Source organism: Bradyrhizobium sp. (assembly GCF_028868675.1).
Taxonomy (GTDB): Bacteria; Pseudomonadota; Alphaproteobacteria; order Rhizobiales; family Xanthobacteraceae; genus Bradyrhizobium.
Genome location: NZ_JAGWUA010000054.1, coordinates 1 through 24,152, shown reverse-complemented (window position 1 = coordinate 24,152; position 24,152 = coordinate 1). Strand labels below are relative to the sequence as shown.

Here is a 24,152-nt window from a genome sequence, read left to right as displayed (position 1 = left end):
ACTGGATTTGCGACATGACGGGGACGACACGATCGAGCGGGGGCCTGGACGACCGCCGCAAGCGGCTTCTGTTCCGCTGCTGGCACCGCGGCACGCGGGAGATGGACCTCATTCTAGGCCGCTTTGCGGATGCCGAGATCGGCAACCTCTCGGACGATGAGGTGGGCCAGTTCGAGCGCCTGATCGAGGTCAACGATCCCGATCTCTACGCCGCGATCACCGGCGACAAAATCCTGCCGTCCGACGTCGCGGGCTCGCTATTCCAGCGCATCAAGGGCTTCCGCGCCGCGGATGGCGGCCTGTGAAGGTGCCGTCGAAGTCGCCGGCCGAATTGCTGGCGCCGGGCCGTGCGGTCACGCTCGCCAATGTCGCGGAAGGAGCCGAGGGGCTCGTCGTCTCCGATCTCGCGCGTGCGATCGCGGCGCGGCCGAAGAAGCCGGCGGTCAGCCTCGCCGTGGTCTGCCGCGACGGCCCGCGCATGCAGCAACTGGCGCGTGCGCTGGAGTTTTTCGCGCCCGAGCTGCCGATCCTGCAATTCCCGGCCTGGGACTGCCAGCCCTATGACCGGGTCTCTCCGCATGGCGGCATCCTGGCGCAGCGCCTGACGACGCTGGCGCGGCTCGCGCGGCTCGCCGGCAGCGACAAGCCGCTGATCGTGCTCACCACCGTCAACGCCATCGTGCAGCGCCTGCCGTCGCGCGACCTCGTGGCGGCGCAGGCGCTCTCGGTCGCGCCGGGACACGTGGTGCCGATGGATTCCATCGTCGCCTGGCTCGAGCACAATGGCTACAACCGCTCCTCCACCGTGCGCGAGCCCGGCGAATATGCCGTGCGCGGCGGTATCCTCGATCTCTTTCCGGCCGGCCTGGAGCAGCCGGTCCGCTTCGACTTCTTCGGCGACAGCCTGGAATCGATCCGTTCGTTCGACGCCGAGACCCAGCGCACGCTGCTGGAGATGCGCTCGCTCGATCTGGTGCCGATCTCGGAATTCCAGCTCGTCACCGACACCATCCGCCGCTTCCGCATGGGCTACGTCGCCGAGTTCGGCGCGCCCGAGCGCGACGATCAGCTCTATGAGGCCGTCAGCGAAGGCCGCCGCCATCCCGGCATGGAGCACTGGCTGCCCCTGTTCCAGGAGCGGATGGACACGCTGTTCGACTATCTCGACGACGCGCCCATGGCGATCGAGCCGCAGGCCGAGGACGCCGTGCGCGAGCGCTTCAAGCAGATCCTCGACTACTACCAGGCCCGGCGCGACGCGCTGGAGCACCCGGCCGGCGGCGCCGTCTACAAGCCGCTGCCGCCCGACCGGCTTTACCTGACCGAGGAGGAGTGGGGCCGGCGCATCCACGACGTCGCGCTCGCCCGGCTGACGCAGTTCTCCCTGCCCACCGACGCCAACGTGGTTGACGCCGGCGCGCGCAAGGGCCGCGACTTCGCACCCGAGCGCAACGACGCCAGCGTCAACGTGTTCGAGGCGGTGGTCGCCCATGTGCTGGGGCTGCAGGCGAGCCGCAAGAAGGTGGTGATCGCGCTGTGGAGCGAGGGCTCGCGCGAGCGCATGGCTTCGATGCTGCGCGACCACAAGCTGCCCCACACCACCAGCGTCAACACCTGGCGGATGGTGCAGGCGATCCCGCGCAACGAGACCATGCTCGCGGTGCTCGGCCTCGAAAGCGGCTTCGAGACCGACGCCGTCGCCGTCATCAGCGAGCAGGACATCCTCGGCGACCGCCTGGTGCGGCCGCGCAAGGCGAGCAAGAAGCTCGACAACTTCATCTCGGAGGTCACGAGCCTTGCCGCCGGCGACATCGTCGTCCATGTCGACCACGGCATCGGCCGCTTCATCGGGTTGCAGACGCTGGAGGTTGCCGGCGCGCCGCATGACTGCCTCGAATTGCACTATGCCGCCGAGACGAAACTGTTCCTGCCGGTCGAGAACATCGAGCTGTTGTCGCGCTACGGCTCGGACCAGACCGAGGTCGAGCTCGACCGGCTCGGCGGCTCGGGCTGGCAGACGCGCAAGGCGAAGCTGAAGAACCGCATCCGCGAGATCGCGGGCGAACTGATCAAGATCGCCGCCGAACGCCAGCTGCACGACGCGCCGAAGCTGCCGGTGCAGCCCGGCCTCTATGACGAGTTCTGCGCGCGCTTCCCTTATGACGAGACCGAGGACCAGTTGGGCGCGATCGAGTCGACGCTGAAGGATCTCGAGCGCGGCCGACCGATGGACCGGCTGATCTGCGGCGACGTCGGTTTTGGCAAGACCGAGGTGGCGCTGCGCGCGGCCTTTGCGGTCGCGCTCGACGGCAAGCAGGTCGCGGTGGTGGTGCCCACTACGCTCCTGGCTCGCCAGCACACCAAGACGTTCACCGAGCGCTTCCGCGGCTTTCCGGTGCAGGTCGCACAGGCCTCGCGCCTGATCCCGGCCAAGCAGCTCAACCAGGTCAAGAAGGGGCTGGCCGACGGCTCGGTCGACATCGTGGTCGGCACCCATGCGCTGCTCGGCAAGTCGATCAAGTTCCGCGACCTCGGCCTCCTCATCGTCGACGAGGAGCAGCATTTCGGCGTCAGCCACAAGGAGCGGCTGAAGCAGCTTCGCGCCGAGGTGCATGTGCTGACGCTGTCGGCAACCCCGATCCCGCGTACGCTGCAGCTCGCGCTGACCGGCGTCCGCGAACTCTCGATCATCGCTTCGCCGCCGGTCGATCGCCTGGCGGTGCGCACCTTCGTCGCCCCGCACGATCCCCTGATGATCCGCGAGGCGCTGCTCCGCGAGCGCTATCGCGGCGGCCAGGCGTTCTACGTGGTGCCCCGTATCGAAGACCTCGCCGGCGTCAAGGATTTCCTCGACAAGAACGTGCCGGAGATGAAGGTCGCGGTCGCGCACGGACAGATGCCGCCTGCGGCGATCGAGGACATCATGACCGCGTTCTACGACGGCAAGTTCGACGTCCTGCTGTCGACCACGATCGTGGAATCCGGCCTCGACATTCCCAACGCCAACACGCTGATCGTGCACCGCGCCGACATGTTCGGCCTCGCCCAGCTCTACCAGCTCCGAGGCCGGGTGGGGCGGTCGAAGCTTCGGGCCTATGCGCTGTTCACGCTACCGTCCGAGCACAAGATCACCGCGCAGGCCGAGCGGCGGCTCACCGTGCTGCAATCGCTGGAGACGCTGGGCGCGGGCTTCCAGCTCGCCTCCCACGATCTCGACATCCGCGGCGCCGGCAATCTCCTCGGCGAAGAGCAGTCCGGCCACATCAAGGAGGTCGGCTTCGAGCTCTATCAGTCGATGCTGGAAGAGGCGATCGTCAACCTCAAGGCGGGCGTCGCCGAGCCCGCGGCCGACCGCTGGTCGCCGCAGATCACCATCGGCATGCCCGTCCTGATCCCCGAGGACTACGTCTCCGACCTGGCCGTCCGGCTGTCGCTCTACCGCCGGCTGGCCGATCTCGACAGCGAGGAGGAGATCGAGAATTTCGGCGCCGAGATGCGCGATCGATTTGGCGTGCTGCCCGACGAGGTGCGTTATCTCTTCAAGATCGCCGCGATCAAGGCCCATTGCCGGCGCGCCAATGTCGAGAAGGTCGATGCCGGGCCGAAGGGCGCGGTCATCAGCTTCCGCGACAACTCCTTCGCGCATCCCGACCGGCTGGTGACCTACATCCGCAGCCAAGGCCAGGCCGCGCGCGTCCGGCCAGACATGAAGGTGGTGTTCTTCCAGGATTGGGAGACGCCGGAGGAGCGGCTCGCCGGCACCACCGACATCCTGCGCCAGCTCGCGCAGCTCGCCGCGAGCAAGAGGGCAGCGTAGCAAGTCTCGATACGAGGTGAGATTCCGTAGGGTGGACAAAGGCGCGAAGCGCCGTGCCCACCATCTATCCGCATCCATCGACACAAGCGGTGGGCACGCTTCGCTTTGCCCACGCTACAAAAACTACTGCGCCCGGGGCACGAGAAGGTGACTACGATGCCGCGCGCGGGGCATCGGCGAAGAGGCGGGTGAGCAGCGATCTCGCGGTGTCCGTCGGCGACAGCGCATCCACGCTGACGACGGGCTCGTGGCGCGGCTCGCGCCTGCCATTCGAGGTGTGTCGCATCACCGCCGAAAGCCGGCGCGCGATCATGTGCGCGGTGCGAAAATCGGTCTCGGCGAACACCACGATCACCGAGCCGTCCTTCTGCGCCGCGCCGAAATCCATCTGCCGCATCAGGCGGCTGAGGATGCGGGCCGCATCGAGCTGGGCGCGCGGATTGGTCGGATCGAACGCGAAGCGCGCCACCGACAGGCCGCCGCCGCGCGACAGCGTCTGCTCGACGGCTCTCGCGAAGTCGCGAGCGAAAGCCTCCAGCGTCAAAAGGCCGCTGCGCGGATCGAGCCAGCCGCCGGCATCGATCGAACGCAGGGTGCGGCTGAGTTGCGCCTCCATCGCGCGCTGGCGGATCAGCGGCAGCGCGTTGGCGGCGACCCTGGCGGGCTCGCCGGAGATCATCTCCAGGTTCGGCAGATCGTAGTTGCCGGCGAGCTGATGCGCGGTGACGATCACGGGCAGATTGCGGAAACGGGTGTCCTCGGCGAGCACCGTTAAGAAGGCGTCCGCGACGCGCGCGGTAAAGCCTTCGGCCAGCACGATGCCGTCGATGTCGCGGCTGTTGAGATGCTTTGCGGCGGCCTCGATCGAGAGCGCGCCGACGACGCCGGTGCGCTCGCCGAGGGCGACGGACAGCGCCGGATAGGCCGCTCCGCGGCCGATCAGCAGCACGGTCGCATCGCGTATGGGGTCGGTGTCGGTCAGAGAGAGCTTCGCGCTCACCTCGGGCAAGCGGCGCATGACGGTCGCGTGCAGCGTGCGGACCCGCAGCGCGGCGCGCAGCCGGGCGACCAGCCGTTCGGATTGGCCGCCGCGCGAGCTGAAGGGAATTGCGTTGCGGGGCAGCGCGGCCTGCGCGTCGACGGCGACGAGCGGAAGGTAGAGCGGCTGCGCGGCGATCGTGTTCGCCAACGCTGCAAGGTGCGGCTCGTGCCCGCCCGACGGCACAGCGAGAACGGCGGCCGGCTGCACCTGCTCGACCGCGTGGACTGCGTTCGCCCAATCGCTGTCGATGACGGGAAACAGCCGGGCCCCGTCCAGCGCGGAGATAAAGGCCGGCCGCGGGGCACTGGACACAAACAGGATCGGGCCCGCCTGGGACATCTCAAACTCTGATGACGCGCTGCAAACGCGCGTAATCTAGTTTGGGCGCCTTAATGCCCGGTCAACAGGCCCGGCGAAACCATGCTCAGGCCGGGCCGGCGCGGTCGCGAAAGGCCTCGACCATCAGGGGGTTAAGCCCGAGCTCGCCCAGCGCCTCGCGGGCGCGCGCATTGTCCTGGGCTCGTCCCGCCAGCCGGTGTCCGCTGAGGCGGTCGGGCAGTGCGGTCAGGAGCGCTCCCTGGCCGAGACGCCGCGCCCATTCCTGCAGGTCGTTGGACAGGAAACGATAGCCACCGACGGCCATGATGCCGGAGGGCGGTGCGGTGATGTTGATCGCGCCGTTCTGCCGATCGATCCGCGCGGCATAGCCGGTATCGACGTAGTCTCGCACCGGCTGCGGCGTCAGCATATCGCCGACCGGCGGCGGGGGAGCGTAGGCGGCGATCGGAACCATCGGTCCGCGCAGACCGAGCGTGCCCTTCGGCGTCAGCAGGATCTCGCCGGCGATGGAGGAGCCGGACTGCTCCCGTGGTGCGCCGCGCAGCCCGGGCATCACCGGCACGGGCATGCCGTCCTCGCCGCGCCGCATGCCGAACAGGCCGGCCTCGCCGAACAGATAGACGTCCGTCAGCGGGGCGTGCGGCGCGGTCCAGGCGTCGCTGGCGGCGACTTGCTCCGGTGCGCGCCACAGGCCGATGACGTTGCGCAGCCCGGGCATATGGGCCGCAAGGCCGGCCTCGGCGAGCCGGAGCGCCAGCGGCGCCGGCGCCACCAGCACGTCGCAGGCGTAGTCGTTGATCTGTTGCTCCAGCACCTCGCCGTCGAAGGGATGATGCAGCGCCAGCGCTCCGCCGGACAGCAGCCAGACCGCCAGCGAGGAGGCGAGGCCGGCAAACGACATCGGCGCGAAGGCCGACATGACGGTCGCACCCTGCCTGATGTCGCCTTCGAGCGAGATCGCAAGGCCTCCCGCGATCAGGCTGAAATGCGGTCGCGGCACCGGGCGAAACCCTTCGGCCGTGACGTCGAACGAGATCATCGCCGCCTTGCGGCCGTCCTGGATCACGCGGCGTGTCGTGCCGGGATCGCGCTCGAGCACCTCGTCGAGCGAGGCCATGCCCTCCGGCAGTTCGCTGCCGAAGCCGCAGACATGGCGGATCGAAAAGGCCTCCGCCGCGGCATGCATGGCGAGGTCGGAATAGGCGACCCCGTCGATCTTGCTCATGGTCACGATGGCGCGTGCCGCCGTGCGGTTGAGCGCGGCCGTGAGTTCCGCATGCCGCCAGAGCAGCGGCAGCACCGCGACCACCAGGCCCGCGCGGTGGGCGGCGAGCACCGTGAGCACGAACTCGATCGTGCTCGGCAGTTGGATCGCGATCACCGTATTGGCCGGCAGACCCGACTCGACGAAATGCGCCGACAGCGCCTCGATCGCCCGGTCGGCTTCCGCATAGGTCAGCCGCTTCGGCAGGTGGCCGGTGATGCGGGCCTTGTTGAGGGGATCGAGCAGCGCCGTCGCGTGCGGCTGTCGTGAGAGCGTGCGCTGAAACAGCGTGTCGAGCGTCGGCGATACGGCTGGCTGGTTCACGGTGTCACTTCGCTGGGCTGCCCACCTTCTGCCACCACGTCTCCGGCAGGTAGCCGGCGAGAGCGGTGTCCGATGGTCGTTCTATCCGATTCCAGCGCGCGATCCATTGCTCCGATACGTTAAACAGGGGAATGGCGTAGAAGCCGGACATCAGGACGCGGTCCAGCGCCCGCACCGCCGAGACGAAGCCCGTATGTTCACGGGCCTCCAGCAGCGCCGCGATCATGGCGTCGATGGCCGGATCCTTCGCGCCCATGTAGTTGCGGGTGCCCTGGTTGTCGGCGGCGGCACTGCCCCAGTAGAAGGACTGCTCGTTGCCGGGCGACAGCGACTGGTCCCATCGGTTCTGGATCATGTCGAACTCATAGCCGAGCCGGCGCTGGTCGAACTGCACCGGGTCGACCGCGCGTACGCTGGCCTCGATGCCGGCGCGCTTGATGTCGCGCGCGTAGGCGAGCGCGATGCGCTCCTGGTCGCGGGTCATCACCAGGATCTCGAAGGTGAGGGGCATCCTTGTCGTACGGTTGCGCAGCACGGTGCCGTCGAGATCGTAGCCGGCCTCCGAGAAGAGCTGCAGCGCGGCGCGCAGCGTGGCGCGATCGCGGCCCGATCCGTCGGTGACGGGAAGGCGGTAGCTGCCGTCCAGGATATCGGGCTCGATGGTCGCGGCAAACGGCTTCAGCAGCTCGCGCTCGCGCGCGTCGGCAGGCCGCCCGTAGGCCGAGAGCTCCGAGCCCGCGAAGAAGCCAGCGACCCGCGAATAGAGCCCGAAAAAGTAGTTGCGGTTGATCCATTCGAAGTCGAACAGCAGCGTCAGCGCCTTGCGGACGCGGATGTCGGCAAACACCGGGCGGCGGGTGTTGAACACCAGGAACTCCGAAGGCTGCGGCACGCCCGGCTTGATGGTGTCGCGGATCACCTCGCCATTGCGCGCGGCGGAAAAATCATAGCCGTCGTGCCAGCGCAACGGCTCGTGCTCGACGCGGAAATCGTAGAGCCCGCGCTTGAAGGCTTCGAACTGGCCGTTGGCCTCGCGGTAGAAGTCGAGCCTGACCTCATCGAAATTGTACAGGCCGCGATTGACCGGCAGGTCGCGGCCCCAATAGTCGCGGTTGCGGGTCAGCGTCACGCTGGTGCCGGGCTTCACAGCCGTGACGCGATAGGGGCCCGAGCCGATCGGGCCGGTCATCGTCGTCTCCTCGAAGGTCGCGACATCGACCGCATGCCGCGGCAGGATCGGCATCAGCCCGAGGATCAGCGGCAGCTCCCGGTCGTTGGCGCCGGCGAGATCGAAGCGCACGGTGAGGGGATCGATCGCCTCGGCCCTGGCGACCTTGGCGTAGTACTGCCGGTGGTTGGGGCGACCGTGGTCGCGCAACAGTTCCCAGGAGAACAGCACGTCGTCGGCAAGCACCGACTTGCCGTCCGAGAACCGCGCCCGCGGATCGAGATGGAAGGTGACGAAGCTGCGGTCGTCATCGGTCTCGACCGTCCTGGCGAGCAGGCCGTACAGCGTGAAGGCCTCGTCATTGCCGCGCGCAAGCAGGCTCTCCACCACGTAGTTCCGGATCTGCTGCACCGCCAATCCCTTGACGATCAGCGGATTGAGGCTGTCGAAGGTGCCGAGGATGCCCCAGATCAGCCGGCCGCCCTTGGGAGCGTCCGGGTTGGCGTAAGGGAAATGGCTGAAATCGGCCGGCAGACGCGGGCTGCCGTGCATGGCGATGGCGTAGCTTTCTTCGGCGCGAACCGGACCGGCTGCCCCGACCAGGCCGAAGACAAGCGCCATGCAGGCCAAGGCAAGGGTAACGGCAAGGGCATGAAAGCGCGCGATCAGGGACATCGGCACGTGGATCGATTCGGAAGGACCAGCCACGCGAAAATCCTAGCATAGCGGCGGCGCCAAAGTGCGCAGGTCCAGCTCCTAAGACGGTTGTCGGCATTGATCTTTTCGTCCGCCGCGTTAAGAAGGCGGGCAATCGTGCGAGAGCGCCGGACCCTGTCACTTAACCGCCTCATTTGACGGGGAGACAGCCGCGCCAAGGCGGCTTCGGTTTGGCGCTCCGCGGCGGTTCGGGCACTTCCCGTTCAGAAAGGGTTTTCCGCAATGACTTTTCGTATTTTGGCCGCGTCGGTCCGGCCGCGCGGGCGGCTTCTCGCCCTGCTGACGGCGACAGCAATGGCTGCTCCCTTCGCCGCCCAGGCCCAGGCGCCGGCGCCCAAGGCCGCCCCGAAGGCCGCGCCCAAGGCGGCACCGAAGGCGCCGGCCCCCGCGCCCCAGGCCCAGGGCCAGCCCCCCGCCGCCGGTGCGCCGCCTGCGGGTGCTGCCCCCGCCGACCAGCAGGTGCAGCTTATCTACGCGCCCTGGACCAAGTTCTGCCTCAAGGGCCAGGACGCCAATGCCAAGCAGGTCTGCTTCACGGGCAAGGACGGCCGCATCGAGTCCGGCCAGCCCGTGATCGCCGCCGTCATCATCGAGCCGGAAGGCGAGCCGAAGAAGATTCTGCGCGTGACGCTGCCGCTCGGCATGCAACTCGTTCACGGCACCCGCATCATCGTCGACAACAACCCGCCGCTGCAGAGCCCTTACGTGATCTGCTTCGCCAATGGCTGCATGTCCGACTATGAGGCGAGCCCGGACCTCATCAACAGCATGAAGAAAGGCCAGAACCTGGTGGTCCAGGCGATCAACGCCAACGGCGCGCCGCTGACGCTGCCGCTGCCGCTCGCCGGCGAGTTCGCCAAGGCCTATGACGGTCCGCCGACCGACCCGAAGGTGTTCGAAGAGACCCAGAAGAAGCTGCAGGAAGAGCTGCAGAAGAAGGCCGACGAGGCCCGCAAGAAGCTCGAGCAGCAGGGCGGCGCGGCTGCGGCCCAGCCGCCGGCGGGTCAGAAGTAAGCGAACTCTTCAAGCCAAGAAAAAGGCGCTCCAACCGGGCGCCTTTTTTGTGGCCGTGACTTGCGAAGGCCGCTCAGTTCAGGGAGGGGTTGCGCGGGCGATAGCCGCCCGACTTGTCCTTGACGAAGATCTCGGCGACCTGCGAATGGCGGATCGGTTCGCCTGACTCGTCCGGCAGCAGGTTCTGCTCCGACACATAGGCGACGTATTCCGACTCAGCGTTCTCCGCGAGCAGGTGATAGAACGGCTGATCCTTGTGGGGCCGCACCTCTTCGGGGATCGACAGCCACCACTCTTCGGTGTTGTTGAATTCCGGATCGATGTCGAAGATCACGCCCCGGAACGAGAAGATCCGGTGGCGTACGACCTGCCCGATCTGGAACTTGGCGGTCCGCGCTTTAATCATGCCCCGTCGATAGACCAGGATTGTGGCCGATGCTAGTGCCCTGCACTGGAATTAACCTGTGGGGTTGGGGTGGATAACCCCCATCAGTTCAGAAAACACTTCATCAATGGTCGATATCCTCAATCTGGCCTTACCTTATTTCGGCCTGATCTTCGTTGGCTTCGCCTGCGGCAAGGCCAAGTCCCTGCCGGAATCGGGCCTTGCCTGGATGAACTTCTTCCTGCTCTACGTGTCGCTGCCCGCACTGCTGTTCGTCATCATGTCGAAGACGCCGTTTGCGGAGCTCAACAACCCGCCGTTCCTGATCGCCACGACCCTGTCGACGGTCAGCGCCTTCGTGATCGCGCTCGTGGTTGGACGCGTGCTCGGCCGCCTGTCGCTGCGCGAGGCGACGCTTGCGGGTCTGTCCGGCGGCTACGGCAATATCGGCTACATGGGCCCGGGACTGGCGCTCGCGGTGCTGGGGTCCAGGGCGGCGGCGCCCACCGCGCTGATCTTCTGCTGCGACAGCATCTTCCTGTTCACCATCGTGCCGCTGCTGATCGAGCTTTCCGATCGCGACCATCCTTCGATCCTGCACGCGTTCGGCGTCGTGCTGCGGCAGATCCTGCTCAATCCGCTGATCATGTCGGCCTGCCTCGGGGCGATCGTGGCCGCGCTTCACATCGAGTTGCCGGTCGCGCTCGATCGCACGCTCGTCTTCCTGCAGAACGCCGCGGCGCCGACCGCGCTGTTCGTGCTCGGCGTGACGGTGGCGCTGCGTCCGTTCGATCGCGTGCCATGGGAGGTGCCCGGCGTGATCGCGGTGAAGCTCTTGATCCATCCGCTGGCCTCGTTCGCGCTGATGCTGGCGTTCGGGCCGTTCGCGCAGCCATGGGCCGCGACCGCGGTGCTGATGGCCTCGCTGCCGCCGGCGCTGAACGTGTTCGTGATCGCCCGGCAGAACGATGCCTGGATCGAATCCGCTTCCGTCGCGGTGCTGCTCGGGACGTTCGGTTCCGTGGTCACGCTCACCAGCGTGATGTGGTTCATCCAGAGCGGACGCCTGGCGTTTCCCTGAAACGTCAGGGATGGCTGGCGGGCGGACGGCGCCAGCTCGGCGCCAATCCCTCACGCATGGCGAGGCGCCGCAACGGGCCGACGGCGCCGAGCAGGTGCATGCCGACGGCGCGGACGGGCTGCAGCGGCAGGAAATCGTTGAGCAGCGAGCGGTTCGCCATGTCGATCATGAAGGTGCGGCTGAGGATGTCCGGCCGCCGCGCCCAGTCGTAGCGCGCGAGCAGCTCGGCCGCGCCGGGATCGCGGCCCGCGGCCAGTGCGTCTCCCGCGAGTTCGGCAATGTCCGCGGCGTCGCGCAGGCCCAGGTTGAGGCCTTGGGCGCCGATCGGCGGCACCACATGCGCGGCCTCGCCGACCAGGGCGATGCGGCTGCGGGCAAAGGACTGCGGACGCTCGATCGCCAGCGGAAAGACGTTGCGGCCGGGTTCCACGCTCATGCGACCCAGCACCGAATGCGACTGCCTTTCGATCGCCGCGGAGAGCTCTTCGTCGCTGAGCGCGCGAAGCCGCTCGGCCTCCGCGGGCTCGGCCACCCAGACCACGCTGCAGCGTTTGCCGGGCAACGGCACCAGCACGCAGGGGCCGTGCGCGGTGTGGAATTCGGTCGAGACGCCGGCATGCGGCCGGGTGTGGCCGACATTGAAGGTGAGGGCGGTCTGCCGCAACTCGCGCCTGGCAACCGCAAGGCCTGCGGCTTCGCGGCACAGCGAGTGCCGGCCGTCGGCGCCAACGACCAGCCGGGCCGAGATGTCCTGCCCCGCGCTCGTGCCGATCGCGACGTCGTCGGCTCCCGTGACGACGCTTTCGGCCTCGTCGTCAAATCGCGTGAGGCCGGGCAACTCGGCGGCGCGCGCTTCCAGCGCGAGCATCAACGAGCGGTTGTCGATGTTGTAGCCGAATGCGTCGAGGCCGATCTCGTGGCAGGAGAACCGCACCTCCGGCGCGCGGATCAGGCGGCCGGTATCGTCGACCAGCCGCATCACCTCGAGCGCGGCGGCCTTGTCCCTGCAACGTTGCCAGACGCCGAGCCCGTCCAGGAAATCGACGGAGCCGCCGAGCAGCGCGGTGGTGCGGTTGTCGCCATAGGGCACGCGCCGCGCCACCAGCGCGGTCGGCACGCCCGCCTGCGCCAGCGCGATCGCGGCCGCCGTGCCCGCCGGTCCGCCGCCGATCACGGCTGCGTCAAATTGTGCCGATCCGTCCGTCATCACCGGACATTTGACATGCCCGGCGCCAATTTCAAGCCCGCTTCCGCCAATCGGTTCGTAAGGGGCCCACGCGGCCGAACGCCGCAACGGCGGATGTGCAAATCGGCCCCGTTCTGATAGCACTTCGCTGGCCATGGATACCCAGCAAGATTCGCTGCAGGACGCCTTGAAAGCCACACCCGCGATCCGGGCGGCGGCCTTTTCCGTGCACGTCTTCACCGCGTTCGGCGGCGCGGTTGCCCTGCTCGCCATGCTGGAGGCCGTGCGCGAGCACTGGGCGGCGATGTTCCAGTGGCTGGGCGTGGCGTTGGTGATCGACGCGATCGACGGCCCGATCGCGCGACGGCTGAACGTCAAGGGTGTGCAGCCGAACTGGTCGGGCGACGTGCTCGATCTCGTGGTCGATTTCGTCACCTACGTCTTCGTGCCCGCCTATGCGATCGTCGCCAGCGGGTTGCTGTTGCCGGTCGCCGCGCCGCTGCTCGGGATCGCCATCATCGTCACCAGCGCGCTGTATTTCGCCGATCTGCGCATGAAGGCCGACGACAACCATTTTCGCGGCTTTCCGGCGCTGTGGAATGCGGCCGCGTTCTACCTGTTCCTGCTGCATTGGCCGCCGCTGCCGTCGACGCTGCTGGTCACAGCCCTCGTGGTGCTGACCTTCATTCCCATCCACGTCCTGCATCCCGTCCGCGTCGTGCGGCTGCGCTGGCTGACGCTGTCGCTGATCGCGATCTGGGGCGTGCTGGCGCTTCATGCGCTGAGGATGGATTTTCGCGTCGATCTTCCCGTCACCGTCGCACTGTGCGCGATCGCGTTCTGGATCGTCGGCAGCGACGCCGCGATCAGGCTGGCGAGGTCGTTCGTATGACGAACCTCCTGACCAGCCCGGAAGCCTGGGCCGCGCTCTTGACGTTGACCTCGCTCGAGATCGTTCTCGGCATCGACAACGTCATCTTCCTGTCGGTGATCGTCTCGCGCATTCCGGAAAAGCAGGCGCATCGCGCCCGCCAGATCGGCCTGGCGCTGGCGCTGGTGTTTCGCATCATCCTGCTCAGCGCCCTGGTCTGGCTGATCGGCCTGACCGAGCCGGTGCTCGCGCTATGGGGCTATGCGTTCTCCTGGCGCGACATCATCCTGATCGGCGGCGGCCTGTTCCTGATCGCCAAGGCGACGCACGAGATCCACGGCGAGGTCGAGGCTCAAGAGGGAGAAGGCGAGGGCAGCTCCGGCGGCAGCGCCTTCTTCTGGGCGATCGCGCAGATCGTGGTGATCGACATCGTGTTCTCGCTCGACTCCATCATCACCGCGATCGGCATGGCGCAGGATCTCGAGATCATGATCGCGGCCGTCGTGATCGCCTGCCTCGTCATGTACATCTCGTCCGGACCGGTCGCACGCTTCGTCGCCGAGCATCCCACGACCAAGATGCTGGCGCTGGCCTTCCTGGTCCTGATCGGCGTCGCGCTGGTCGCGGACGGATTCAGGTTTCACATTCCGCGCGGCTACATCTACTTCGCGATCGCGTTCTCGGCGGCGGTCGAGTTCTTCAACGTGCTGGCACGGCGCAACCGCCGCAAGCCGGCGAAATAGCCGAAGCCCTGTCTGCTCCGTTTGGCGTCGAGTTGACAAGGCCGGCGCGATGGCCTTCGCTTGCCGGCAAGCGGAACGAAGGGAGGTCAGGCGATGACCAAAGCGGTGCGCGTGCACAAGGTCGGGGGTCCGGAAGCCCTGATCTACGAGAGCGTCGAGGTGCCCGCGCCCGCTGCCGGCGAGGTCCGCGTCCGCCAGCATGCGGTCGGCCTCAACTTCATCGACACCTATTACCGCACCGGGCTCTACAAGGCGCCGGGCCTGCCCTTCATCGTCGGCAACGAGGCGGCCGGCGAGGTCGTCGCCGTCGGACAGGGCGTGACCCATTTCCACGCCGGCGACCGCGTCGCCTACTACCACAATCTCGGCGCCTATGCCGGCGAGCGCAACATCCCCTGGGAGCGGCTGGTCAAGCTGCCCGACCACATCACCTACGAGCAGGGCGCCGTGCTGATGCTCAAGGGGCTCACGGTCTGGTATCTCCTGCACAAGACCTTCAGGGTCGAGCCGCATCATCGCGTGCTGATCCATGCCGCGGCCGGCGGCATCGGCCTGTTGGCCTGCCAATGGGCGCGGGCGCTCGGCGCGCACGTGATCGGCACGGTCGGCTCGCGCGCCAAGGCCGAGCTTGCGGAAGCCAATGGCTGCGATCACGTCATCCTCTACAACGAGGAGGATTTCGTCGCACGGGTGAAGCAGATCAGCCGCAACGAGCTCTGCGACGTCGTTTATGACGGGGTCGGCAGGTCGACCTTCCCGGGCTCGCTGTCCTGCCTGAAGCCGCGCGGCCTGTTCGTCAGCTTCGGCAACGCCTCGGGGCCCGTGCCGCCGTTCGCGATCGCCGAGTTGAACGATCACGGCTCGCTGTTTGCGACGCGGCCCAAGCTCAACGACTACATCGGCAAGCGCTCGGAGCTCCTGGAAGGCGCCGACACGCTGTTCGCCGCCGTGATCAGCGGCAAGCTGCACGTGCCGATCAACCACGCCTATGCGCTGAAGGACGCCGCGAAGGCGCACACCGACCTCGAAAGCCGCAACACCACGGGCGCGTCGATCCTGAAGCCGTAGATAGCTGTCATTGCGAGGAGCGACAGCGACGAAGCAATCCAGTATCCCTCCGCGGAGACAGTCTGGATTGCTTCGCTTCGCTCGCAATGACGAAATCCTACGCCACCAGCCTTGCCGCTCCCGCCCTGGTCAAGATCGCATCGAGGCAGTCGATCATCTCAGAAATCTCCTGCCGCGTGACGTTGAGCGCGGGCATGAAGCGCAGCGCGTCGGGCTGCGGCGAGTTGACGAGCACGCCGGCCTCGAACGCCTGGGCCACGATGGCGGGGCCGATCGGCAGCTTGAGATCGAGCGCCAGCAGCAGGCCGCGGCCGCGCACCTCGCCGAGCCCGTGCCGCGCGGAGAGCCGCTGCAGCTCGCTCTCCAGCACGAGGCCAGTGTCCGTCACCGCCTTGAGGAAGTCCGGCTTGCCGACCTGTTCGAGCACGGCAAGGCCAGCGGCGCACATCAGCGGGTTGCCGTTGAACGTGCCGCCCTGGTCGCCATGCTCGAAGCAGGAGGCCTGCTCGGTCGCGAGCAGTGCGGCGAGCGGCACGCCGCCGCCGATGCCCTTGCCGAGCGTCATGATGTCGGGCGCGATCCCTGCATGCTCGTAGTGGAAGAGCTTTCCGGTCCGGCCCATGCCCGTCTGGATCTCGTCGAGGATCAGCAACAGCCCGTGCGCCTTGGTCAGCGCGCGCAACTCTCCGAGGAATTTGTCGGTCGCGGGCCACACCCCGGCCTCGCCCTGGATCGGCTCCAGCATCACGGCGACCGTGTTGGCGCTGATCAGGCTCTCGACCGAGGCGGTGTCGTTGAGGCGCGCCTTCTTGAAGCCCGCGACCTTCGGCTCGAACAGCGGCTCAAAAGCCTTCTTGCCCGACGCCGACATGGTGGCGAGTGTCCGGCCGTGGAAGCCGCCGGTAAAGGTGATGATCTCGAACGCGCCGCCCTTGTGCAGGCTGCCGTATTTGCGCGCGAGCTTGATCGCGCCTTCGTTGGCTTCCGCGCCGGAATTGGCGAAGAATACCCGATCGAAGGCGCTCTGCGCGACCAGCGCCTGCGCGAGCGCGAGACTCGGGCCATTGTAGAAGGCCGGGCTCGGCGTCAGGAGCCGCTTCGCCTGCGCGGCGAGCGCGTCGGCGACCGCCGGCGGCGAGTGGCCGAGGCAATTGACCGCCCAGCCCTGCACGAAGTCGAGATAGCGCTTGCGGCTGTCGTCCCAGAGGTAGGAGCCGGCACCGCGGACGAACACGGCTTTCGGCCGTGCGGTGATGTCCATCAGCGCATCATACGGATGGGTGGCGTCGGTCATGTCTCACTCCTCGGTGGGGCGGGTGGAAAGGGGCGCGAAGAAGCAGAAAGGCCGCACTTGGCGGGTGCGGCCTTCTCGAAAACTCAGCTGATCAATGCGTCAGCGGCGTCGTCGGACATGGCGCAACCCATCATCGTCGCGGGTGCGACGACGGAAAGCTGCGCGGCGGTGGGTCCGAGTGAACATCATGGAGCGCGGCCATACAACCGAAGCGCGGGCCTTGTCAAGACCGCGGTGTCGCGCGGCTCAAAACCCCGCGACGCTGCCGTGCAGGTCGTATTCGTCGGCGCGCTCGATTTTCGCGGCGACGATCTCGCCGACCTTCAGGGGACGGCGGCTCGTCAGATAGACCGCGCCGTCGATCTCCGGTGCGTCGGCCCTGGAGCGGCCCTTTGCAACGGTCGGGCCGACCTCGTCGATGATGATCTGCTGGCGCGTGCCGACCTTGCGCTTCAGCCGTCGCGCGGAGATCTTCTGCTGCCGCGCCATCAGCGCATTGTAGCGCTCCTCTTTGACCTCGTCGGACACGGCGCCGGGAAGCGCGTTCGACGCGGCGCCCGCGACCGGCTCGTACTTGAAGCAGCCGAGGCGGTCGATCTCGGCCTCCTCCAGCCAGTCGAGCAGATTAGCGAAGTCGGAATCGGTCTCGCCGGGGAAGCCGACGATGAAGGTCGAGCGCAACGCCATGTCCGGGCACTGTTCGCGCCAGCGCTTGATGCGCTCCAGCGTCTTGTCCTGCGCGGCGGGGCGCTTCATCGCCTTCAGCACCTCGGAGCTCGCGTGCTGGAAGGGGATGTCGAGATAGGGCAGCACCTTGCCCTCGGCCATCAGCGGGATGACCTCGTCGACATGGGGATAGGGGTAGACATATTGCAGGCGGACCCAGGCGCCGAGCTCGCCGAGCTCGCGCGCCAGATCGAGGAACTTTGCGCGGACCTGCCGGTCCTTCCACGGGCTCTCGGCATATTTGATGTCGACGCCGTAGGCGGAAGTATCCTGCGAGATGACCAGCAGTTCCTTCACTCCGGCGCCGACCAGTTTTTCGGCCTCGCGCAGCACCTCGCCCGCCGGCCGCGACACGAGGTCGCCCCTGAGCTTCGGGATGATGCAGAAGCTGCAGCGGTTGTTGCAGCCCTCGGAGATCTTCAGATACGCATAATGCCGCGGCGTCAACTTGATGCCCTGCGGCGGCACCAGGTCGAGATGCGGATTGTGCGCCGGCGGCAGCGCCCGGTGCACGGCGTCGAGCACGGTCTCGTATTGCTGCGGGCCGGAAATCGAGAGCACGCCGGGATAGGCTTGCTCGATCTGCTCGGGCTCGGCGCCCATGCAGCCGGTGACGATCACCTTGCCGTTCTCGGCCATGGCCTCGCCGATCGCCGAGAGCGACTCCCGCTTGGCGCTGTCGAGGAAGCCGCAGGTGTTGACGATGACGATGTCGGCCCCGTCGTGCTTGCGCGCGAGCTCGTACCCCTCCGCGCGCAGCCGCGTGATGATGCGCTCCGAATCCACCAGAGCTTTTGGACATCCGAGCGACACGAAGCTGACCTTGGGCGCAGCCGTCTCTTGCATATGCTGAATCTGCCTGATTGACGGGCTGGAGCTAGTCCTTATTGCCAACAATTACAACCCTTTGCATCGCGCTCCGGCGTGCTATGGATGAATCGCCTTGTGTGAGTGAACGATGAGCGCCGAGCCGTCGCCCAAAATCGTGATTGTCGACGAAAGCCCGATCCGGGCCGCGATCCTGGAGGAGGGGCTGCGGGAGGCGGGATTTACCCAGGTCGTGCATATCAGCGAGATGCAGAGCCTGTTGGCGCGCATCTACGCGGTCGACCCCGACATCATCGTGATCGACCTGGAAAACCCCAGCCGCGACGTGCTGGAAGCGATGTTCCAGGTCAGCCGCGCTGTGCGGCGGCCGATCGCCATGTTCGTCGACCAGAGCGACGCGGCCTCGATCCAGGCCTCGGTCGACGCCGGGGTCTCCGCCTACATCGTCGACGGACTGAAGAAGGAGCGCATCAAGCCGATCCTCGACCTCTGCGTGTCCCGCTTCAACGCCTTCGCCAAGCTGCAGGAGGAGCTGGAGCGCACCAAGTCGGCGCTGGAAGACCGCAAGGTGATCGAGCGCGCCAAGGGCATCCTGATGAAGGTGAAGGGCCTGACCGAGGAGGAGGCCTATGTGCTGCTGCGTTCCACCGCCATGCGCGAGAAGAAGAAGATCGGCGAGATCGCCCAGTCGATCATCACTGCGTCGGAGATGCTGAAATGACGCAACCGCTGCGCATCGGCTTCATCCCGCTGGTCGACGCCGCCGCGCTGATCGTGGCGGTCGACAAGGGATTTACCGCTGCCGAAGGGCTCGACGTCACGCTGGTGCGCGAGGTCTCCTGGTCGAACGTGCGCGACAAGCTCAACATCGGCCTCTTGGACGCCGCCCATCTGCTGGCGCCGGTGGCGATCGCCTCCTCGCTCGGGCTCGGCCACGTCAAGGTTCCGATTCTTGCGCCGCTCAATCTCGGCATCAACGGCAACGCCATCACGGTCTCGCCGGCGCTGCACGCCGCACTGACGGCGGCGCTCGAGGGTGATGCGCTCGACCCGATGGCGACGGCACGCGCGCTGGCGCGGGTGGTGGCGAAGCGGCGCAAGGCGGGGGCCGATCCGCTGACCTTCGGCATGACCTTCCCGTTCTCGACCCACAATTACCAATTGCGGTTCTGGATGGCGGCGGGCGGCGTCGATCCCGACGAGGACGTGCGCCTCGTGGTGCTGCCGCCACCCTACATGGGCGACAGTCTCGCCAGTGGCCATGTCGATGCGTTCTGCGTCGGTGCGCCCTGGAATTCGATCGCGGTCGACCGCGGCATCGGCCATATCCTGCACTTTGTTTCCGACATTCTGGTGCGCGCGGCGGAGAAGGTGCTCGCGGTCCGCGCGAACTGGGCGGACAGGAATCCGGATGTCCTCGCCGCCCTGATCCGCGCCGGCGTGAAGGCCGCCGAATTCATCGAGCAGCCGCAGAACCGGGCTGAAGCCGCGCGTCTGCTGGCACGGCCCGAGCGGGTCGGCGTCGATGCCGAGGTGATCCAGCGCACCCTCGGCGGTCGCCTGAAGATCTCGCCCGACGGCGCCACGCGCGAAACCGGCAACTACCTGCTGGTCGGGCGCGAAGGGGTGGGGCGACCCGATCCCGTCCAGGCGGCCTGGCTCTACGCGCAGATGGTGCGGTGGGGACAGACGCCGCTGACACCGGGCGCGGTGCAGACCGCAATGGGCGTGTTCCGGCCGGATCTCTACGATGCCGCGCTCGGCCGCTCTCCGCAGCCCGTCGCACCGCCCGCGGCGATCGGCGCGTTCGCCGGCCCGCCGTTCGATCCCAGCGACATCGAGGGCCACCTTGCGGCCTTCGAGATCGGCCTCTGGAAGCGCTGATCGACCGCGGTTCGGCCACCGTCTGCCGGGCGTCCAATCCAGCCACGAGAACGCCGGCGCAGACGCATCGACCGCATCTGCGCCGGATCGTGAGGGACCGTCAGGCCGCAGGCTCCAGCACCATCAATCCCGTCGCCGTGTTCGAGATCGGGATGTGATAGTTGACCTGCTGCTTGCGCACCTTCTCGGGCAGCGTGCCGCGCGCGACCACCCAATTGAGCAGCTCGACGCCCTGCGTGCCCGACAGCTCGACCAGCTCGACCGTCGAGTATTTGGTCGCCCAGGCCGGATCGCTGATCATGCTGTCCATGAACTTCTGGTCGAACTCCTTGTTGATGAACCCCGCACGCTCGCCGTCGAGCTGATGCGACAGGCCGCCGGTGCCCATGACGACGACCCGCTCGTCCCTGGGCCAGGATTCGATGGCGCGCCCGAGCGCCTTGCCGAGCTTGTAGCAACGCGCGGCCGACGGCAGCGGCGCCTGCACGGTGTTGACGACGACCGGGACGGTGCGGACCGGCCAGTTCTGGTCGGGCCAGCACAGCGCCATCGGCAGCGTGAAAGCGTGGTCGACCACCATCTCCTGGCAGGAGACGATATCGAACTCCTCGGCCACGAGCTTCTCGATGAGGTGCCAGGACAGCTCAGGGTCGCCGCGGAACGGCTTGACGGTCGGGATGCCCCAGCCTTCGTCGGCATTGTGGTATTCGGGCGCGGCGCCGATCGCAAAGGTCGGCATCTTGTCCAGGAAGAAGTTGAGCCCGTGATCGTTGTAGACGAGCACGACGACGTCGGGCTTGACCTTGGCGAGCCACTCGCGCACCGGCGGGAAGCCGTCGAAGAAGGGTTTCCAGTAAGGGTCCTGCTGCAGGCCCTTGGCGATCGCGCCGCCGATGGCGGGCACGTGTGAGGTGGTGATGGTACCGACGATCTTTGCCATTGTGATTTACCTCGCTGCGGCCTGGAGCTTGGCCTTGAACTCGTCCTTGGTCATGCCGGTCTGCTGGGCGCCGATGTCCTGCATGTCGAGGCCGAAGATCCCGGCGAATTTGGCGAGGTAGTAGGCGTTGCCGCCGGCTTCGATGAGCTGCAGCACGTTGCGGTTGCGGATCGCCTCGCGCTGTTGCGGGTTGAGGCCGTATTTGGCGCAGTAGGCATCTTCGTTCTCCACGAAGGCGCGGCGATTGACGGCGTCGTTGAACGAGTAGCACATCTTGTTCAGCGCGTAGCCCTTTCGGGCCTGTTCGCCGTCGAACATGGTGGTGCCCGGCACCGGCTGCCGCGGACTGGCGTTCGGCATGGCGTTTCCTCCTGGTTGCCTCCCGGCCGGCGCGATTTGTTCCAGATCAAATTCCGTACCGGCCAATACAGGCAGTATTCGACATACCGCCGAAAGTTAATAAACGCAGGAACCCTGATAGCTCGCATGAGCCAATTCGATCATTTGGATCTCGACGGCCACCTGCTGCAGTTGCTGCTCGCGGTGATCGAGGAGGGCTCCATCACGCACGCGGCACAGCGGCTCGGCGTGACCCAGTCGGCGGTCAGCCATCTCCTCGACAAGCTGCGTGGGATCGTCGGCGATCCGCTGTTCGTGAAGTCGGGCCGGGGCATCGCCCCGACCGCGCGCGCCCAGGCGCTGGCCGATCATGCGCGCAGGCTGTTGGAGGAGCTGCGCAGCTTCTCCAGCGCCGCCGAATTCGATCCCGCGCGGCTCTCCGTCCTCGTCACCGTCGCGGCCAATGATCTGCAGCGCGACCTGCTGCTGCCGTCGTTTTTGCGCTACGTGCGCGCCCAGTCACCGGGATTTTCCCTGCGCGTGATCCCGTCGGGCGCGCCCACGGCCGAGCTCCTGCGCGACCAGCAATGCCAGCTCGCGATCACGCCGCGGCCGCCGGAGGGATCGGACATCCTGCAGAAGCGGCTGTTCGAAGATACCTACCGCGTGTTCTACGATGCCGGCCGGCGCGGTCCGCCCATGACGGTCGAGGACTATCTCGCGGCCGATCACGTCACCGTCCTGCACGAGGCGCGGCGTTCGCTCGACATCGACGAGGTGCTGGCCGATCGCGGCATCCGCCGCCGTTTCGTCGCCCAGGTTCCGGACTTCGCGGGCATCGGGCCTTTCCTGCGCGGTAGCACGATGGTCGCGACGCTGCCAGGCCTGCTGCGCGCCCACATGCTGCGCGACTTCGCCGCCGCGCCCGTCCCGGTCGAATGCCCGCCGATGCCGATGTTCATGGTCTGGCACTTGAGGCACCAGGCCGATCCCATGCACCGCTGGCTGCGTCAGCAGCTCGAAATCGTGGTCGCGCCCGCGCTCGCCGCAGCCGCCGAGCACATGCCGGTGTCGAGCATCACGTCGGGGGTCAGGAGCGCCTACGTCAAGGGGCACGCATAGCGTTCGTCATTGCGAGCGTAGCGAAGCGATCCAGACCGTCTCCGCGGAGAAATCCTGGATTGCTTCGCTTCGCTCGCAATGACGGGCTGGCAGATACTTCAGCCCGCCGCGAGCTGCCAGTCGAGATCGTGCAGCACCTGGTAGCAGGGCAGCACCCGGGCGACGCTCGAGTTCGGCTCGCGGCCCTCGCGGATCGCGGCGAAAAACTCGCGGTCCTGCAGCTCGATGCCGTTCATGGAGACGTCGACCTTGGAGACGTCGATCTTCTCTTCCTTGCCGTTCACGAGATCGTCGTAGCGGGCGATATAGGTGCCGGTGTCGCCGATGTAGCGGAAGAAGGTGCCGAGCGGTCCGTCATTGTTGAAGGACAGGCTGAGCGTGCAGATCGCGCCGTTCTGCGCCTTGAGCTGGATCGACATGTCCATGGCGATGCCGAGGCTGGGGTGGATCGGCCCCTGCACGGCGTTGGCCTTCACGATCGGCGAGCGCGCCTGGTAGGCAAAGAGGTCGACGGTGTGGGCGGCATGATGCCAGAGCAGATGGTCGGTCCAGCTCCGCGGCTGACCCAGCGCGTTCATGTTGGTGCGCCGGAAGAAGTAGGTCTGCACGTCCATCTGCTGGATGTTGAACTCGCCTGCGACGATCTTCTTGCGCACCCATTGATGGCTCGGGTTGAAACGGCGGGTGTGACCGCACATCGCGACCAGCCCGCTCTTCTTCTGCAGTTCGACCACGGCCTGCGCATCGGTGAGCGAGTCCGCAAGCGGAATCTCGACCTGCACATGCTTGCCGGCCTTCATGCAGGCGATCGCCTGCGCCGCATGCATCTGGGTCGGCGTGCACAGGATCACGGCATCGACCTCCGGCAGCTTGAGACTGTCGGCCAGTTCCGTCGAGACGTGCTTGATCGCGTATTTGTCGGCGACCTCCTTCGTCGGCTCGAGCCTGCGGCCGACCAGCGACACCACCTCGACGCCGTCGATGTTCTTGATGCCGTCGAGGTGCTTGATTCCGAACGCGCCGGCGCCGGCCAGCGCCACCTTGATCGTTTTGGCCATATCAGTTGTTCTCCAGGATCAGGTGACCGACGGCCGTGTTGCTGGCGGGCACATGGTAGAAGCGGTGCTTCACCGTTGGCTTGGCATCGCTCATCGCGCCGCGCGCGATCAGCCACATCACGAGCTCGATGCCTTCGGAGCCGGCCTCGCGCACATAGTCGATATGGGGCTTCTTCGACAGCTCCTCGGGGTCGTTGATCAACTGGTCGAGGAAGGCGTTGTCCCATTCCCGGTTGATGAGGCCGGCGCGCGGTCCCTGGAGCTGGTGGCTCATGCCGCCGGTGCCCCAGATCTGCACGTTGAGCGGCTCCTCGTAGGTATCAATCGCCTTGCGGATCGCCTTGCCGAGCATGTAGCAGCGCCGGCCCGAGGGCACCGGATACTGCACCACGTTGACGGCGAACGGGATGATCGGGCAGGGCCAGGCCTCGGGTTGCCCGCATATCAGGCTGAGCGGCACGGTGAGACCGTGGTCGACCTCCATCTTGTTGACGATGGTGAGGTCGAAATCATCCTGGATCACGGACTGCGCGATGTGGGCGGCGAGCCTGGGGTGGCCGATCACCTTCGGGACCGGACGCGGCCCCCAGCCCTCGTCGGCGGGTTGGTATTCGGCCGCGGTGCCGATGGCGAAGGTCGGGATCAGGTCGAGGCTGAACGCGGTCGCGTGGTCGTTGTAGACCAGGAAGATCGCGTCAGGCTTCTTGTCCTTCATCCACTGCTTGGAGAATTCGTAGCCCTTGAACACCGGCTGCCAGTACGGCTCGCCGGTCTTGCCGAGGTCGATCGCCGCGCCGACCGCCGGGATGTGCGAGGTGTAGACGCTTGCGGTGACGTGGGCCATTACTTCTTCTCCCCAACGTAGCGGTTGCCTTCGATGGACCGTCCGCCCTTGATCATCATGTCGCGGTACTGTTCCTCGCTCATGCCGGTCATGCTGCC

20 protein-coding genes and 2 pseudogenes are annotated in these 24,152 nt (G+C 66.9%); 10 read left to right on the top strand and 12 right to left on the bottom strand.

The genetic code is table 11. The features are described from left to right. The first annotated feature begins 14 nt into the window (after positions 1 to 14). Together KGM94_RS09780 and mfd are read left to right on the top strand one after the other, a co-directional pair. Complete coding sequence (locus KGM94_RS09780; protein ID WP_300257574.1) at positions 15 to 305, top strand: succinate dehydrogenase assembly factor 2; 291 nt, start codon at positions 15 to 17, stop codon at positions 303 to 305. Beyond that, a complete protein-coding gene (mfd, locus tag KGM94_RS09775; protein WP_300257568.1) occupies positions 302 to 3,817 on the top strand; it encodes a transcription-repair coupling factor in 3,516 nt (1,171 codons plus the stop codon). Before KGM94_RS09780 ends, mfd begins: the two co-directional genes overlap by 4 nt. Positions 3,818 to 3,968: 151 nt before the next feature. Here mfd and KGM94_RS09770 read toward each other — a convergent pair whose 3' ends face one another. From KGM94_RS09770 to KGM94_RS09760, 3 genes are all read right to left on the bottom strand, one after another. After that, positions 3,969 to 5,198, bottom strand: a complete 1,230-nt coding sequence (locus tag KGM94_RS09770) for a GGDEF domain-containing protein (RefSeq protein WP_300257566.1) — start codon at positions 5,196 to 5,198, stop codon at positions 3,969 to 3,971. Positions 5,199 to 5,283: 85 nt separating this feature from the next. Further along, positions 5,284 to 6,786: an AMP-binding protein gene (locus tag KGM94_RS09765; protein WP_300257563.1), complete on the bottom strand. Its 1,503-nt coding sequence runs from the start codon at positions 6,784 to 6,786 to the stop codon at positions 5,284 to 5,286. Between the two features lie 4 nt (positions 6,787 to 6,790). Then, complete coding sequence (locus KGM94_RS09760) at positions 6,791 to 8,575, bottom strand: extracellular solute-binding protein (protein ID WP_300257571.1); 1,785 nt, start codon at positions 8,573 to 8,575, stop codon at positions 6,791 to 6,793. A gap of 318 nt (positions 8,576 to 8,893) precedes the next feature. Between KGM94_RS09760 and KGM94_RS09755 the strand changes: the two genes are divergently transcribed. Then, on the top strand, positions 8,894 to 9,685 hold the full coding sequence (locus tag KGM94_RS09755; protein ID WP_300257560.1) for an invasion associated locus B family protein: 792 nt from the start codon (positions 8,894 to 8,896) through the stop codon (positions 9,683 to 9,685). A 73-nt stretch (positions 9,686 to 9,758) separates the two neighbouring features. Here KGM94_RS09755 and hspQ read toward each other — a convergent pair whose 3' ends face one another. Next, positions 9,759 to 10,091, bottom strand: coding sequence for a heat shock protein HspQ (hspQ, locus tag KGM94_RS09750; RefSeq protein ID WP_300257557.1), 333 nt, complete (start codon positions 10,089 to 10,091; stop codon positions 9,759 to 9,761). 106 nt (positions 10,092 to 10,197) lie between these two features. Between hspQ and KGM94_RS09745 the strand changes: the two genes are divergently transcribed. Beyond that, the gene (locus KGM94_RS09745; protein WP_300257553.1) at positions 10,198 to 11,151 is read left to right on the top strand and encodes an AEC family transporter; all 954 of its coding nucleotides are present in this window, start codon (positions 10,198 to 10,200) and stop codon (positions 11,149 to 11,151) included. Positions 11,152 to 11,155: 4 nt separating this feature from the next. On the opposite strand, the gene KGM94_RS09740 is transcribed toward KGM94_RS09745, so the two are convergent. After that, positions 11,156 to 12,358, bottom strand: a complete 1,203-nt coding sequence (locus KGM94_RS09740) for a UbiH/UbiF family hydroxylase (RefSeq protein ID WP_300257549.1) — start codon at positions 12,356 to 12,358, stop codon at positions 11,156 to 11,158. A 101-nt stretch (positions 12,359 to 12,459) separates the two neighbouring features. Between KGM94_RS09740 and pcsA the strand changes: the two are divergent. The 3 genes and pseudogenes from pcsA to KGM94_RS09725 all read left to right on the top strand — a co-directional run bounded on the left by pcsA (position 12,460) and on the right by KGM94_RS09725 (position 15,019). Further along, positions 12,460 to 13,229, top strand: a pseudogene (pcsA, locus tag KGM94_RS09735) (phosphatidylcholine synthase). Further along, positions 13,226 to 13,951, top strand: a complete 726-nt coding sequence (locus KGM94_RS09730) for a TerC family protein (protein WP_300257546.1) — start codon at positions 13,226 to 13,228, stop codon at positions 13,949 to 13,951. The pseudogene pcsA and the gene KGM94_RS09730 overlap by 4 nt, the downstream one beginning before the upstream one ends. 93 nt (positions 13,952 to 14,044) lie before the next feature. Beyond that, complete coding sequence (locus KGM94_RS09725) at positions 14,045 to 15,019, top strand: quinone oxidoreductase (RefSeq protein WP_300257542.1); 975 nt, start codon at positions 14,045 to 14,047, stop codon at positions 15,017 to 15,019. A gap of 97 nt (positions 15,020 to 15,116) precedes the next feature. Here the strand turns inward: KGM94_RS09725 and KGM94_RS09720 are convergent, their stop codons facing one another. Both KGM94_RS09720 and rimO read right to left on the bottom strand, forming a co-directional pair. Beyond that, complete coding sequence (locus KGM94_RS09720) at positions 15,117 to 16,313, bottom strand: acetylornithine transaminase (protein ID WP_300257540.1); 1,197 nt, start codon at positions 16,311 to 16,313, stop codon at positions 15,117 to 15,119. A gap of 246 nt (positions 16,314 to 16,559) precedes the next feature. Next, positions 16,560 to 17,885, bottom strand: a complete 1,326-nt coding sequence (rimO, locus tag KGM94_RS09715) for a 30S ribosomal protein S12 methylthiotransferase RimO (RefSeq protein ID WP_300257537.1) — start codon at positions 17,883 to 17,885, stop codon at positions 16,560 to 16,562. A gap of 112 nt (positions 17,886 to 17,997) precedes the next feature. Between rimO and KGM94_RS09710 the strand changes: the two genes are divergently transcribed. Continuing rightward, positions 17,998 to 18,588, top strand: a complete 591-nt coding sequence (locus KGM94_RS09710) for an ANTAR domain-containing protein (RefSeq protein ID WP_300257535.1) — start codon at positions 17,998 to 18,000, stop codon at positions 18,586 to 18,588. Further along, positions 18,585 to 19,751: a CmpA/NrtA family ABC transporter substrate-binding protein gene (locus tag KGM94_RS09705; protein ID WP_300257532.1), complete on the top strand. Its 1,167-nt coding sequence runs from the start codon at positions 18,585 to 18,587 to the stop codon at positions 19,749 to 19,751. The genes KGM94_RS09710 and KGM94_RS09705 overlap by 4 nt, the downstream gene beginning before the upstream one ends. 100 nt (positions 19,752 to 19,851) lie before the next feature. Here the strand turns inward: KGM94_RS09705 and KGM94_RS09700 are convergent, their stop codons facing one another. Continuing rightward, a complete protein-coding gene (locus tag KGM94_RS09700) occupies positions 19,852 to 20,691 on the bottom strand; it encodes a class III extradiol dioxygenase family protein (protein WP_300257530.1) in 840 nt (279 codons plus the stop codon). 6 nt (positions 20,692 to 20,697) lie between these two features. After that, positions 20,698 to 21,051 carry a protocatechuate 4,5-dioxygenase subunit alpha gene (locus tag KGM94_RS09695; RefSeq protein WP_300257527.1) on the bottom strand — a complete coding sequence of 118 codons (354 nt, stop codon included), beginning with the start codon at positions 21,049 to 21,051 and terminating at the stop codon, positions 20,698 to 20,700. Positions 21,052 to 21,177: 126 nt separating this feature from the next. Between KGM94_RS09695 and KGM94_RS09690 the strand changes: the two genes are divergently transcribed. Then, entirely contained in the window at positions 21,178 to 22,152 is a 975-nt protein-coding gene (locus tag KGM94_RS09690) for a LysR family transcriptional regulator (RefSeq protein WP_300257524.1), read from the top strand. A 98-nt stretch (positions 22,153 to 22,250) separates the two neighbouring features. Here KGM94_RS09690 and KGM94_RS09685 read toward each other — a convergent pair whose 3' ends face one another. From KGM94_RS09685 to KGM94_RS25285, 3 genes and pseudogenes are all read right to left on the bottom strand, one after another. Beyond that, complete coding sequence (locus tag KGM94_RS09685) at positions 22,251 to 23,210, bottom strand: Gfo/Idh/MocA family oxidoreductase (RefSeq protein ID WP_300257521.1); 960 nt, start codon at positions 23,208 to 23,210, stop codon at positions 22,251 to 22,253. Between the two features lies 1 nt (position 23,211). Beyond that, entirely contained in the window at positions 23,212 to 24,054 is an 843-nt protein-coding gene (locus KGM94_RS09680; protein ID WP_300257519.1) for a class III extradiol dioxygenase subunit beta, read from the bottom strand. Continuing rightward, positions 24,054 to 24,152, bottom strand: a pseudogene (locus KGM94_RS25285) (protocatechuate 3,4-dioxygenase); the annotation flags it as partial. The pseudogene KGM94_RS25285 and the gene KGM94_RS09680, both read right to left, overlap by 1 nt.

Bases quoted from the DNA above. Each gene is read 5' to 3' on its own strand.
- KGM94_RS09780 (WP_300257574.1), top strand. From the start codon at position 15: ATGACGGGGACGACACGATCGAGCGGGGGCCTGGACGACCGCCGCAAG.
- KGM94_RS09770 (WP_300257566.1), bottom strand. From the start codon at position 5,198: ATGTCCCAGGCGGGCCCGATCCTGTTTGTGTCCAGTGCCCCGCGGCCG.
- KGM94_RS09760 (WP_300257571.1), bottom strand. From the start codon at position 8,575: ATGGCGCTTGTCTTCGGCCTGGTCGGGGCAGCCGGTCCGGTTCGCGCC.
- KGM94_RS09755 (WP_300257560.1), top strand. From the start codon at position 8,894: ATGACTTTTCGTATTTTGGCCGCGTCGGTCCGGCCGCGCGGGCGGCTT.
- hspQ (WP_300257557.1), bottom strand. From the start codon at position 10,091: ATGATTAAAGCGCGGACCGCCAAGTTCCAGATCGGGCAGGTCGTACGC.
- KGM94_RS09745 (WP_300257553.1), top strand. From the start codon at position 10,198: ATGGTCGATATCCTCAATCTGGCCTTACCTTATTTCGGCCTGATCTTC.
- KGM94_RS09740 (WP_300257549.1), bottom strand. From the start codon at position 12,358: ATGACGGACGGATCGGCACAATTTGACGCAGCCGTGATCGGCGGCGGA.
- KGM94_RS09730 (WP_300257546.1), top strand. From the start codon at position 13,226: ATGACGAACCTCCTGACCAGCCCGGAAGCCTGGGCCGCGCTCTTGACG.
- KGM94_RS09725 (WP_300257542.1), top strand. From the start codon at position 14,045: ATGACCAAAGCGGTGCGCGTGCACAAGGTCGGGGGTCCGGAAGCCCTG.
- KGM94_RS09720 (WP_300257540.1), bottom strand. From the start codon at position 16,313: ATGACCGACGCCACCCATCCGTATGATGCGCTGATGGACATCACCGCA.
- rimO (WP_300257537.1), bottom strand. From the start codon at position 17,885: ATGCAAGAGACGGCTGCGCCCAAGGTCAGCTTCGTGTCGCTCGGATGT.
- KGM94_RS09710 (WP_300257535.1), top strand. From the start codon at position 17,998: ATGAGCGCCGAGCCGTCGCCCAAAATCGTGATTGTCGACGAAAGCCCG.
- KGM94_RS09705 (WP_300257532.1), top strand. From the start codon at position 18,585: ATGACGCAACCGCTGCGCATCGGCTTCATCCCGCTGGTCGACGCCGCC.
- KGM94_RS09700 (WP_300257530.1), bottom strand. From the start codon at position 20,691: ATGGCAAAGATCGTCGGTACCATCACCACCTCACACGTGCCCGCCATC.
- KGM94_RS09695 (WP_300257527.1), bottom strand. From the start codon at position 21,051: ATGCCGAACGCCAGTCCGCGGCAGCCGGTGCCGGGCACCACCATGTTC.
- KGM94_RS09690 (WP_300257524.1), top strand. From the start codon at position 21,178: ATGAGCCAATTCGATCATTTGGATCTCGACGGCCACCTGCTGCAGTTG.
- KGM94_RS09685 (WP_300257521.1), bottom strand. From the start codon at position 23,210: ATGGCCAAAACGATCAAGGTGGCGCTGGCCGGCGCCGGCGCGTTCGGA.
- KGM94_RS09680 (WP_300257519.1), bottom strand. From the start codon at position 24,054: ATGGCCCACGTCACCGCAAGCGTCTACACCTCGCACATCCCGGCGGTC.